The sequence below is a fragment of the Mitsuokella jalaludinii DSM 13811 genome, from assembly GCF_000702905.1.
GTDB classification, from domain to species: Bacteria; Bacillota; Negativicutes; order Selenomonadales; family Selenomonadaceae; genus Mitsuokella; species Mitsuokella jalaludinii.
Map to the genome: position 1 here is coordinate 178,857 of NZ_JNKR01000002.1, position 12,580 is coordinate 191,436.

Consider the following 12,580-nt stretch of genomic DNA (forward strand, 5'->3'; position numbering starts at 1 on the left):
GATTGCCTTGACTTGGTTCGCGAAACATTGGCAAATAAAAAAGGCCTGTCCAAATGGACAGGTCTTTTTCTATGCCCTGCTGGCGATTATTTGCCGGCGAGGGTCTTGTAGTTGTTGTAGCGGATTTCGGCGTCGCGCTGGGTTTTCTCGAAGAGGGCTTCGGCTGCTTCTGGGAAGGTGCGCTTGAGGTTGATGTAGCGGTTCTCGCCCATGAGGAAGTCCTGGAACTTGGAGAAGTCTGGCTCTTTGGAGTCGAGGCTGAACGGGTTCTTGTCGGTGCCGACGAGCTGCGGGTTGTAGCGGTAGTTTGCCCAGTAGCCGCACTCTACGGCGAGTTTCTCCTCGAGCTGGCTGCAGCCCATGCCCTTGCGGATGCCGTGGTTGATGCACGGTGCGTAGGCGATGATGAGGGACGGGCCCGGATAAGCCTCGGCCTCGGTGATGGCCTTGAGCAGCTGGTTCTGGTCTGCGCCCATGGCGACCTGGGCGACGTAGACGTAGCCGTAGGTCTTGGCCATGAGGCCGAGATCCTTCTTGCGGGTCTTCTTGCCCGTGGCGGCGAACTGTGCAATCGCTGCTGCCGGCGTTGCCTTGGATGCCTGGCCGCCGGTGTTGGAGTAAACTTCGGTGTCGAAGACGAAGACGTTGACGTCTGCGCCGGAGGCGAGGACGTGGTCGACGCCGCCGTAGCCGATGTCGTAAGCCCAGCCGTCGCCGCCGAAGATCCACTGGGAACGCTTGACGAAGTAGTCGCGGTTCTCGTAGAGCTTATTGAGGAGTTCATCCTCACCCTTCTCGGCTGCGAGCAGGGCTTCGAGGCGGTCGGCGCGGTCGCGCGTGCCGTTGCCGTTGTCGAGGTTCTCTACCCAGTCCTTGAGGGCTGCCTGGAGGTCTTCGCTGCCAAGGCCTTCTTCGATGGCCTTCTTGGCGTCATCGGCGAGGCCGTTGCGGACGGACTGCGTGCCGAGGAACATGCCGAGGCCGAACTCTGCGTTGTCCTCGAACAGGGAGTTGTCCCAAGCCGGGCCGTGGCCCTTGGCGTTCGTCGTGTACGGCATGGCCGGTGCGCTGCCGCCCCAGATGGAGGTGCAGCCCGTGGCATTGGCAATCATCATGCGGTCGCCGAAGAGCTGCGTGATGAGCTTGGCGTACGGCGTCTCGCCGCAGCCGGCGCAGGCGCCGGAGAACTCGATGAGCGGCTGCTCGAACTGGCTGCCGATGACGGTCTCTTTCTTCATCGGGTTCTTCTTCGGCGCGACTTTCTCCGTGTCGACGCCGTAGTCGAAGTAAGCCTGCTTTGCCTTGAGGTCGTCGTCAAGCGGCGTCATGTCGAGCGCCTTGACCGGGCAGACCTGCGCGCAGTTGCCGCAGCCGAGGCAGTCCATCGTGGAGACAGCCACCGTGAAGTGGTAATCCTTGACGGCGCGGACTTCCTTGGACGGGAAGCCATCCGGTGCTGCAGCGAGCTCTTCGTCCGTCGTGAGGACCGGGCGGATGGAGGCGTGCGGGCAGACGTAGGAGCACTTGTTGCAGCCGATGCACTTCTGGGCGTTCCAGACTGGCACGTTGATGGCCGTGCCGCGCTTCTCGTAGGCGGCACCGCCGAGCGGGTACGTGCCGTCGGCGCGGTCGCCGGCGAACTTCGAGACCGGCAGCTTGTCGCCTTCCTGGCGGTTCATGACCTCCTGGACCTCGGTGATGAACTCCGGCAGGTCGCGCTTCTCCTGCGGCTCGTCTTCGGCATCAGCCCACGAGCTCGGCACTTCGACCTTGTGCAGGGCCTCGATGCCCTGGTCGATGGCGCCGTTGTTCATGTCGACGATGTTCTGGCCCTTGCGGCCGTACGAGGTCACGACGGCTTCCTTGAGGTAGGTCACGGCCGTCTCGATCGGGATGATGTTCGCAAGTTTGAAGAACGCGGACTGCATGACCATGTTGAAGCGGCCGCCGAGGCCGAGGCCCTTGGCAATCGACACAGCGTTGACCGTGTAGAACTGGATCTCGTTCTTGGCGATGTAGCGCTTCATGGCCGCCGGCAGGTGCTTCGTGAGCTCCTCGTCGCTCCAGACCGTGTTGAGGAGGAACGTGCCGCCCTTCTTGAGGCCGGCGAGCAGGTCGTACTTGTAGACGTACGACTGCTGCGAGCAGGAGATAAAGTCGGCCTTGTTGATGAGGTACGGGCTCGTGATTGGGGACTTGCCGAAGCGCAGGTGCGACATCGTGATGCCGCCCGACTTCTTGGAGTCATAGGCGAAGTACGCCTGGGCGTACATGTCCGTCTTGTCGCCGATGATCTTGATCGCGCTCTTGTTGGCGCCGACCGTGCCGTCGGAGCCGAGGCCCCAGAACTTGCAGGCCGTCGTGCCCTCTGGAGTGAGGTCGACATCCGTCAGCGCCGGCGTCAGGCTCGTGTGCGTGACATCGTCGTCGATGCCGATCGTGAAGCCGTCCTTCGGCGCGTCTTTCTTGAGTTCTTCAAAGACGGCGAAGATCTGGTCCGGCGTCGTGTCCTTGCCGCCGAGGCCGAAGCGGCCGCCGATGATCGTCGGGTGCATGTCAGAATGGTAGAAGGCTGCCTTAACATCGAGGTAGAGCGGCTCGCCGAGCGAACCCGGCTCCTTCGTGTGGTCGAGGACGGCGACTTTCTCGATCGTCTTCGGCAGGAACTTGAAGAAGTGCTCGATGGAGAACGGACGGTAGAGGTGTACGTTCAAGAGACCGACCTTCTCCCCCTTCGCGTTGAGGTAGTCGACCGTCTCCTGGACCGTCTGGCAGACGGAGCCCATGGCGATGATGATGCGGTCGGCATCCTTCGCGCCGTAGTAGTCGAAGAGATGATGCTCGCGGCCCGTGACCTTTGCGAGGTCAGCCATGGCCTCCTCGACGAGCTGCGGCAGCGCGTCGTAGAAGCTGTTGGCCGCTTCACGCGACTGGAAGTAGATGTCCGGGTTCGTCGCGGAGCCGCGCAGGACCGGGTGGTCCGGGTTCAGCGCGCGGCGGCGGAAGGCCTTGACGGCATCCCAGTCGAGAAGCTTTGCAAGGTCTTCGTAGTCGATCGTCTCGATCTTCTGGATCTCGTGCGACGTGCGGAAGCCGTCGAAGAAGTTGATGAACGGCACGCGGCCCTTGATGGCGACGAGATGCGCGACGGCCGAGAGGTCCATGACCTCCTGGACGCTCGCCTCGGCGAGCATGGCGCAGCCCGTCTGGCGTGCGGCCATGACATCCTGGTGGTCGCCGAAGATGTTCAGGGAGTTGGCAGCGAGTGCGCGCGCGGAGACGTGGAAGACGCCCGGCAGCAACTCGCCGGCTACCTTGTAGAGATTCGGGATCATCAGCAAGAAGCCCTGGGAAGCCGTGTACGTCGTCGTCAGTGCACCGGCCTGCAGCGAGCCGTGCACAGCGCCGGCAGCGCCGGCCTCGGACTGCAGCTCGATGACCTTGACCTTCTGGCCGAAGAGATTCTTCGCTCCCTTGGCAGCCATTTCATCTACATGCTCAGCCATCGGCGAGGACGGCGTGATCGGGTAGATCGCCGCGACGTCGGTGAAAGCATAGGAGATGTAGGCGGCAGCTGTGTTGCCGTCCATGGTTTTCATCTTTTTGCTCATGTGTTTTGTTACTCCCCTCTGATATTGGATTTGACAGATGGGGCCTGTCCCCCATCGCATAGTCAGGAATAAATAGAAAAACCTGATGGCAAGATTGAAGTGCCATCAGATTTCATTATACGTGCTATGCAAAAAAATGTAAAGATATATTCCTCACACCCACTTCCCTGCCGTCATCTGTACAGGCAGACTGCACACCAGGCGGGATCAGGCCTCGCCCTGCTTGTTCTCGCGGCTGTGGCGGTAGCCGTAGAGGAAGTAGACGAGGATGCCGAGGGCGCTCCAGATCCAGAAGCGCTCCCAGGTCATCGAGGAGAGGTTGTACATGATGTAGCCGCAGCTCACGATGGCCAGCGTGCCGACGACGTAGATGGCCGGGCAGCGGAACGGGCGCGCAAGGTCCGGGTACTTCTTGCGCATGATCATGACGCCGACGGACGAGACGATGAAGGCAAAGAGCGTGCCGACGCTGCACATCTCGGCGATGACGTTGATCGGCGTGAAACCGCTGATGACAGCGACGGCGAGGCCGACGATGATCGTGATGCGGTGCGGCGTCGCGAAGTGCGGGTGGACCTTGCAGATGGACTGCGGGATGAGGCCGTCGCGGCTCATGGCGAAGAAGGCGCGCGTCTGCGCGTACATCATGACGAGCAGCACCGTCGTGAGGCCCGCGATGGCGCCCGTGCCGACGAGCGCGGAGCCGAAGCGGTAGCCGAGCTGGCGCAGCACGAAAGCGACCGGCTCGGCGTTGTCGAGCTCGGTATAGGGCACATTGCCCGTCATGACGGCCGTCACGGCGATGTAGAGCACCGTGCATATGAGCAGCGACGCGATGATGCCCGTCGGCATGTCGTGCGCCGGGTTCTTCGTCTCCTCTGCCGCCGTCGCGATGGAGTCGACGCCGAGGTAGGCAAAGACGATGACAGCGGCGCCTGCCGAGACGCCGGAGAAGCCGAACGGCATGAAGGGCTCCCAGTTCGTCGGGTCGACGGACGGCGCGGCGAGGAACAAGAACAGGAAGATGGCGGCGAGCTTGACGCCGACGAGCACTTTGTTGACCGTGACGCTCTCGCGCACGCCGCGCACGAGCAGGAAGGTCAGGAAGAGCGTGATCAGCACGGCCGGCAGGTTGACGATGCCGCCGTCGGCCGGCACGCTCGTCCAGGCGGCCGGCAGCTCGATGCCGGCGGTCTTGAGGAGGCCGACGACGTAGGCGGACCAGCCGCCCGCGACGGCACTGGCGCCGACAGAGTACTCGAGCACGAGGTTCCAGCCGACGAGCCAGGCGAAGAACTCGCCGACGGAGGTGTAGGCGTAGGCGTAGGCGCTGCCGGCGACGGGCACCATGCTGGCGAGCTCGGAGTACGCCATGCTGACGAAGCCGCAGGCAATGCTGGCGAGTAGGAAGGACAGCATAAGCGCCGGGCCGGCGTACTTGGCGGCAGCGACGCCGGTCAGGACGAAGATGCCAGTGCCGACGATGACGCCGATGCCGAGCAAGGTGACGTCAAGGGAGCCCATGGCGCGCTTGAGGTGGGACTGGTGGGCATCGGCCTTGTACTCGGCGATGCTCTTGGTCCGGAAGATATTCACGATACAACAACTCCTTCTATTGGGCATTACAGGTATACATTTTATCATCAATGATGGATTAGGGCAACAAAAAAGACCAGCCCGCTTGGACTGGTCTCTGCTCTCTTGTAAATGGTCGGGATGACAGGATTCGAACCTGCGGCCTCATCGTCCCGAACGATGCGCGCTACCAAACTGTGCCACATCCCGACAACGTAGATTAGTATAGCGTAAATCGCGGGGTTTGGCAAGGGGGAATTTGAAAAAAGTTTTGGTTGCGGGGGCGGGGGGACCTGTTTCGGCTTCGTCGCTCCGCTAAATGGCCCTCATTTTGCAGAGTGCATGGAGGCAGGTTCGCCGCCTGCCGCGGCGGTTTTCATCGACTGCTTTTGCGAGGTGCCGTTTGAGGGCCAGCCCTGCGGGCGGTCACTCCGCTCCTGCAGGCGAAACAGGTCCCCCCGCCCCTAGCTGCGTCCGTTCGACTTGCCGCTCCGCTAAATGGCCCTCATTTTGCGGAGTGCATGGAGGCGGGTTCGCCTCCTGCCGCGGCGGTTTTCATCGACTGCCTTTGCGAGGTACCGTTTGAGGGCCAGCCCTGCGGGCGGTCACTCCGCTCCTGCAGGCGGAACAGGTCCCCCCGCCCCTAGCTGCGTCCGTTTTTTCGGTTGGAAGCTAGGCTTGTGGTCGGGGACGGACGCTGCGCTGCGTCCCCGACTCGGCTCGTCTTTGATTACCTTCTCTTCCCTACTTTACCTGTCTCGCCTTTTTATGGTTGGCGAAGAACAGGAAGATGATCGGGATGACGATCAGGGTGAAGACGGTGGAGGTCAGGAGGCCGCCGATGATGACCCAGGCCATGGAGACGCGGGATTCGGAGCCGGGGGTCATGGCGAGGGCCATGGGTGTCATGCCGACCATCATGGTGATGGTGGTCATGAAGATCGGCTTGAGGCGGACGCGGCCGGCTTCGATGACAGCTTCCAGCGGGCTCTTGCCCCGATCCATGAGGGTCAGGGTGTAGTCGATGAGCAGGGTGCCGTTCTTGGCGACGATGCCGTCCATGACGAGGATGCCGATCATGGAGAAGAGATTGAGGGTGTTGTGCGTGAGGAAGAGCATGAGGATGGAGCCGATGAGGCCGAGCGGCAGGGAGAACATGCGGATGAAGGGGGTGATGGTGGATTCGTAGAGGACGGCGAGCAGCATGTAGATGAGGATAAGGGCGAGGAAGAGCGCTGAGAGCAGCTCGCTGAAGGTCTCGTCCATGCGGGTGGCCTGTCCTTTGAACTGGTAGGTGACGTTATCGCCGAGGTCGGCTTTGGCGAAGGCTTTCTTGACATCGCGGGTGACATCGCCCATGGGGCGGCCGCTGAGGTTGGCGCCGATGGCGACGGAGCGCTGCTTGTTGACGCGGCGGATGGTGACGGGTCCCCTGCCGTTCTGGATGGCGGCGACGTCGCCGAGGTAGATGAGCTTGCCGGAGGCGGAAAGCGGCACGCGGGCGATGTCGGAGGCCTTGTAGCTGTCGGCATCCTTGAAGCGGACTTTGATCGCGGTGTCCTGGCCGCCGTTCCTGGGGTCGCTCTTGAGCTCGCCGGCAGAGAGGCCAGAGATGGCGCTCGCAAAGGCTGTGTCGACGTCCTGCAGGGAGGTGCCGTAGGCCTTGAGCTTCTCGCGGTCGACGGTCAGGCGCAGTTCTGGCATGCCCTCGACATAGGAGGAGTTGACGTCCGTCACGCCGTCGATGGCGCGCAGGGTGTCCATGGCTTTCTCGGCGGCCGCGTCAAGCGCCGCACCGTCGTTGCTGCGCAGCTCGACCTGCAGGGCGCCGCCGCCGTTCTTCGCTCCCCCGCCGCCCGCGATGCCGGCGACATTCGTCTGTGTCTCGGCGACGCGCACGTCGGCCGTCTTGATGCCGGCGGCGAACGCGCGCACATCGTTGGCGACCTGCCAGACGGTGCGGCTGCGCTCACGGCGGTCCACGAGCTGGACCTTGATGCGGCCTTCATAGGCCGTGCTGCCGCCCGCCTGCGTCATGTAGTACTTGACTTCAGGGATCTCGGCGAGCCTGCCCTCGATGCGCTCGGCGACGCGGTTCGTCTCGGCCGACGAAGAGCCGACGGACGCCTGGATGTTGACGGTGAAGCTCGACTCATCCGTCTGCGGCATGTACTCCATGCCGACGAGGCCGAGCGGCACCAGGGCGACGACAGCAGCAAAGACGGCCAGGATGGAAAGGAGCAGCTTTTTCGTATGGCGCAGGCTCCAATTGAGCACCTCGACGTAGAGGCGCTCGGCCCGCGCCTCCACGCGGTCCATGAAGGCAAAGGCGCGGTTCTTCGCGGGGTGGTAGCCCTTGCGGAAGAAGCGCGAGGCGAGCATCGGCGTCAGGGTGAAGGAAACGAAGAGCGAGAAGGCGCCGGCGAAGACGATCGTCAAGCCGAACTGGCGGAAGTACTGGCCCGTCATGCCCTGCATGAAGGCGATCGGCATGAAGACGGCGGCGTCGCAGAGCGTGATGGCGATGGCCGCCATGCCTATCTCCGTCCGCCCCTTCTCGGCCGCCGTATCGGGCGCCTCTCCGAGCTTCAGGTGGCGCACGATGTTCTCGAGCACGACAATCGAGTCGTCGACGAGGATGCCGACACAGAGTGTCATGCCCATCAGCGACATCATGTTGAAGGTGAAGCCCGCGAGGTACATGACGAAGAACGTCGCGATGAGCGAGGTCGGAATCGCGATCATGACAGCTGCCGTCGAGCGCCAGCCGCGCAGGAAGAAGAAGAGCACAAGGCCCGTCGTGATGAGCCCTTCTATGAGCGTGTTCATCGTGCTGTGCAGCGAGTCGCGGACGTAGTCGGCGTCATTCGAGACGACGACGAACTGGTAATCGGGATACGTCTTGCGCAGCTTCTCGACGCTCTTCATGATGTTGGCCGCCGTCTCGACGACGTTGGCGTCGCTGTTCTTGTAGATGAGGACATTGATGGCATCCTCGCCGTTGAGCCGGCCGTAGCGCTCCGTGCGGGCCTCGCGCTCGCGGACAGTCGCGACGGCCGTCAGCGGGATCATCTTGCCCGCCGTGTTCTCCACCTGCACCTTCTCGATATCGCTGGGCTTCTGGAACTGCGCGACGACGCGCACGTCCGACTTCGTCGTCTCCGTGTAGACAGAGCCCGACGGCACGAGCTGGTTCTCATCCTTGATGGCCGCGGCGATCTTGGCGAGCGTCAGCTTGTAGGCCGCCATTTTCTCGCGGTCGACATCGATGGCGACTTCCCTGTCGCGGCCGCCGTGCAGCTCGACCTCCGAGACGCCGCCCGCCTGCTGGATGACCTCCGAGAAGACGTTGTCCGTCTCCGTGTAGGTGTCGGCTAGGCTGTGATTCGAGAGCACGGCGAGCTCCACGATTGGCTTCGCGTTCATGTCGCGCTTGATGACGACGGGCGAGTCGGCCTCGTCGGGCAGCTTGTTGGCGATGGCCTCGACCTTCTTGCTCGCGTCGATGGCCGCCGTGTCGGCATTCGCCGCGAAGTCGAGCTCGAGCGTCACGCGCGCCCGCTCATAGCTCGCCGTCGAGGTGATCTTCTTGACACCCGACACCGAGGACAGCGCGTCCTCGACCGGCTTGACGACCTCCTGCTCCACCGACTCCGCGCTCGCGCCCGGGTACTTGACCGATACCGTCACGTACGGCGTGTTGAGCGCCGGCAGGAGCTCTACGCCGATGCGGTAATAGCTGTAGAGGCCGAGCACGACAAAGAAGGCGACGATCATCGAGATGCCGACCGGCCGCTTGATGGAAAGGCGTGTCATGTTCATGATGCACTCGCCTCGTCATCGCTGCTGTCCTCGCCCTCATACGGCTCCATCTCGACCTTCTTGCCGTCCTGCAGCTTGTCCTGATTCGTCACGACGACCGTATCGCCTGGTTCAAGGCCATCGAGGATCTCGACCTCCGCATCGTTCATCAGGCCGACCTTGACCGCGCGCTCCTCGACCGTGCCGTCCTCGCGCACGACAAAGAGCACCTGGCGGCCCGTGCGCGAGAGCAGCGCTTCCTTCGGCACGCAGAGCGTCGCGCGCCGCTGCAGGATGTCGACGGCCGTGTGGGCAAAGAGGCCCGCCTTGATCGTTTCGCGCGCCGCCTCGTCCGTCAGCTCGATGCGCACCTGGTACGTCTTGCTCGCCTCGTCCATCGCCGGGCTCACGTAGACAATCTCGCCCGCATAGTCCTCGCCGAGCGCGTCGATCGTCACCTCGACGGGCAGGCCCGCCTTGAGGATGGCGGCATCTGCCTCCGCGATCGTGCAGTCGACGTTGATGTGGCTCGTGTCGACGAGCGAGAAGACCTTCGTGCCGGCCGAGACGATGGCGCCGGCCTCCGCATTGCGGTAGCCGATCACGCCCGCGCGCGGCGCGCGCAGGTACATGTCCTCGCGCTGGCGGCGCAGCGCCGCCGTCGCGTGCTGTGCTTTCTCTGCCGTATAGGCCTTCGACTCGACGCTCGCCGCACTGCCGCCCTCGACCTGGTCCGCCAGCACATCGAAGGCCGCCTTCGAGGCCAGGTACTCCTGCTTGACCTTGTCGAGCGTGTCCTGCGAGATGGCCCCGATCGAGTAGAGGTACTCGTTGCGCTCGTACTTGCTCTGCTCGAGATCGAGGTCGTTGCGCGCCTTGAGGTAGTTCGCGTCGTACGAGGCCCGCGCCTCGCGCGCATCGGCCTGCGCCGCGCCCGCAGCTGCCGCGTTCTCGGCAATCGAGATGTCGAGGTCCCCTGTATCCTGCACCATCAGCACATCGCCGGCCTTCACTTCGTCGCCGAGCTTCGCGCGCACTTCCGTGACGCGCCCCGTGTACTTCGGCGCAAGCGGGATATCTGCATCCGCCACCGTCTGCCCCGAGAGCGCGATGTGGCGCATCATGTCCGCGCGCGCGACCGTCACCACCTTGACGAGCGGCCTGCCGTGCGAAACCTTCTTCTTCTCCTCGCTGCCCCCGCCCATGTAGGCGCGCAGGGCCAGCGCCAGCAGCACGAAGCAGACTGCCCCCACAGCGGCGAGCCTCTTCCTGTCCATCCGCCCCAGCTGACCGGATTGATGGCGCATATCCTCACATCCCTTCCTGATTATCGGTTGACTGTTTCCCTCTATTATATAAAATTCTACTCATTTTCGGAATACGACATCTTGTGAAATGTGACAATCGATATTTACAAGATAATGAAGTCGATATAAAATAGAGGCATAATGTGAAAATTTAAGGCCCTCCGCCTTGAAATACCCAAAGAAAGAGGTACCATCATGAAAGCAGTTGAAATCCGCAAAGATATCTACTGGGTCGGCGCCATCGACTGGTCCATGCGCAGCTTCCACGGCTACGAGACGAGCCGCGGCTCGAGCTACAACGCCTACCTGATCCTCGACGAGAAAATCACCCTCATTGACACCGTCAAGGAGCCGTTCAAGGAAGAGCTCCTCGAGCGCGTCGCCTCTGTCATTGACCCTTCTAAGATCGACTACATCATCTCCAACCACGTCGAGCCCGACCACTCCGGCGCCCTGCCCTTCATGATGGCCCACTGCCCGAACGCCAAAGTCATCACGAGCATCCCGCAGGGACTCAAGGGCCTCAAGGCGCGCTACGGCGACATGACGTACGAGGGCGTCAAGGCTGGCGACACGCTCTCCATCGGCAAGCGCACGCTGCAGTTCGTGCCGACCCCGATGCTCCACTGGCCCGACAGCATGGTCACCTACTGCCCCGAGGAGAAGATCCTCTTCTCCAACGACGCCTTCGGCCAGCACCTCGCCTCCGGCAGCCGCTTCGACGACGAGAACGACCTTTCCGTGCTCTACTACGAGGCCAAGAAGTACTACGCCAACATCCTCACGCTCTACGGCCGCCAGGCACAGGCCGCCCTCAAGGCGCTCAAAGGGCTCGACATCGAGATGATCGCAACGGGCCATGGCATCATCTGGCGCTCCCACGTCCAGGAGATCCATGACCTCTACGAGAAATGGTCCACAGGCACCCTCGAGAAGCGCGCCGTCGTCGTCTTCGACACCATGTGGCACTCCACCGAGCAGATGGCCCGCACCATCACCGAAGCCTTCCAGGAAAAAGGCGTGCCCGCCGTCTTCTACGACCTCAAGGAGAACGCCCTCTCCGACATCATGACCGACATCCTCACGAGCGAATACCTCGCCGTCGGCTCCCCGACCATCAACAACCAGATGCTGCCGACCGTCGCCTCCTTCCTCTGCTACCTCAAGGGCCTCACCGCCAAAGGCCACAAAGCCTTCGCCTTCGGCTCCTACGGCTGGGGCGGCCAGAGCATCGCCCTCGTCGAAGACGAGCTCAAAGCCGCCGGCTGTGACATCGTCCTCGACAAGCAGCGCCTGCTCAACACCCCGGACAAGGACACCCTCGAAGCCCTGCGCGAGGCCGTCCACACGATCATTGAGTGAGCCCGCAGGAACAAGCAGGAAAAAAGAAGAACCGCCCTCCGGCGGTTTTTTTATTGACAGTTTCTCTGGAAAAACGGAATGGCAAAGCAATAGCAGCAGAGGATTTGACATGGCAAATCTGGAACAATGGCTTTATAATAGAAGATAGTTATCTTAAAGGAGGGGTATCATGCAGAAAATTGCGGTGTACGGGAAGGGCGGCATCGGGAAGTCGACGCTGACGAGCAATCTGGCGGCGGCACTGGCGATGCAGGGGAAGAAGGTCATCCAAATTGGCTGTGACCCGAAGGCGGATTCGACAATCAACCTGCTCGGCGGCAAGCCGCTGCAGTCCGTCATGGGCTACATGCGGGAGTTCGATGAAGAGCCCGCTTCGCTCGAGACAGTCTCGGCGCGCGGCTTTGGCGGCGTGCTCTGCATCGAGACGGGCGGGCCGACGCCGGGACTCGGCTGCGCAGGGCGCGGCATCATCGCAACGTTCAACCTGCTCGAGGACCTCGAGCTCTTCGAGCGGGAGCAGCCGGACGTCGTGCTCTACGACGTGCTCGGCGACGTCGTCTGCGGCGGCTTTGCCGCGCCGATCCGCGAGGGCTATGCGGAGGACGTGCTGATCGTGACATCCGGCGAGAAGATGGCGCTCTACGCGGCCAACAACATCGCGACGGCCGTCGAGAACTTCGCCGACCGCGGCTATGCCAAGGTCCGCGGCGTCCTGCTGAACCGCCGCAATGTGCCACGCGAGGAAGAGAAAGTCCAGGAGTTCGCGCGGGCACATCAGCTGCCCATCCTCGCGGATATCCCGCGCAGCGATGCGATCAGCGAGGCCGAAGAACGCGGCATGACCGTCGTCGAGTACGCGCCGGACGACCCCGTCAGCCAGGCTTTCTTCGCACTTGCAAACGATATCCTGAAAACCTGAAAGAA

General features: G+C 62.6%; 6 protein-coding genes and 1 tRNA gene. 2 read left to right on the forward strand and 5 right to left on the reverse strand.

Going from position 1 to position 12,580, the window contains the following annotated elements:
• Positions 1 to 86 precede the first annotated feature (86 nt).
• The 5 genes from nifJ to T518_RS03025 all read right to left on the reverse strand — a co-directional run bounded on the left by nifJ (position 87) and on the right by T518_RS03025 (position 10,294).
• Entirely contained in the window at positions 87 to 3,611 is a 3,525-nt protein-coding gene (nifJ, locus tag T518_RS03005) for a pyruvate:ferredoxin (flavodoxin) oxidoreductase (RefSeq protein ID WP_036374927.1), read from the reverse strand.
• A gap of 207 nt (positions 3,612 to 3,818) precedes the next feature.
• A complete protein-coding gene (locus T518_RS03010; protein ID WP_036374931.1) occupies positions 3,819 to 5,207 on the reverse strand; it encodes an amino acid permease in 1,389 nt (462 codons plus the stop codon).
• Between the two features lie 112 nt (positions 5,208 to 5,319).
• Positions 5,320 to 5,396 (reverse strand) — tRNA-Pro (locus T518_RS03015).
• 534 nt (positions 5,397 to 5,930) lie between these two features.
• Positions 5,931 to 9,008, reverse strand: coding sequence for an efflux RND transporter permease subunit (locus T518_RS03020; RefSeq protein ID WP_036374934.1), 3,078 nt, complete (start codon positions 9,006 to 9,008; stop codon positions 5,931 to 5,933).
• Positions 9,005 to 10,294 (reverse strand): efflux RND transporter periplasmic adaptor subunit, encoded by a 1,290-nt coding sequence (locus T518_RS03025; RefSeq protein WP_036374937.1) that lies wholly within the window; start codon positions 10,292 to 10,294, stop codon positions 9,005 to 9,007. The genes T518_RS03020 and T518_RS03025 overlap by 4 nt, the downstream gene beginning before the upstream one ends.
• A 195-nt stretch (positions 10,295 to 10,489) precedes the next feature.
• On the opposite strand from T518_RS03025, the gene T518_RS03030 reads away from it, so the two are divergent.
• On the forward strand, positions 10,490 to 11,656 hold the full coding sequence (locus T518_RS03030) for an FprA family A-type flavoprotein (RefSeq protein WP_036374940.1): 1,167 nt from the start codon (positions 10,490 to 10,492) through the stop codon (positions 11,654 to 11,656).
• Between the two features lie 169 nt (positions 11,657 to 11,825).
• On the forward strand, positions 11,826 to 12,575 hold the full coding sequence (locus T518_RS03035) for a nucleotide-binding protein (RefSeq protein ID WP_036374943.1): 750 nt from the start codon (positions 11,826 to 11,828) through the stop codon (positions 12,573 to 12,575).
• Positions 12,576 to 12,580 lie beyond the last annotated feature (5 nt).

What these genes read in the sequence shown, in the direction of transcription:
- nifJ (WP_036374927.1), bottom strand. Translation starts at nt 3,611, where the DNA reads ATGAGCAAAAAGATGAAAACCATGGACGGCAACACAGCTGCCGCCTAC.
- T518_RS03020 (WP_036374934.1), bottom strand. Translation starts at nt 9,008, where the DNA reads ATGAACATGACACGCCTTTCCATCAAGCGGCCGGTCGGCATCTCGATG.
- T518_RS03025 (WP_036374937.1), bottom strand. Translation starts at nt 10,294, where the DNA reads ATGCGCCATCAATCCGGTCAGCTGGGGCGGATGGACAGGAAGAGGCTC.
- T518_RS03030 (WP_036374940.1), top strand. Translation starts at nt 10,490, where the DNA reads ATGAAAGCAGTTGAAATCCGCAAAGATATCTACTGGGTCGGCGCCATC.
- T518_RS03035 (WP_036374943.1), top strand. Translation starts at nt 11,826, where the DNA reads ATGCAGAAAATTGCGGTGTACGGGAAGGGCGGCATCGGGAAGTCGACG.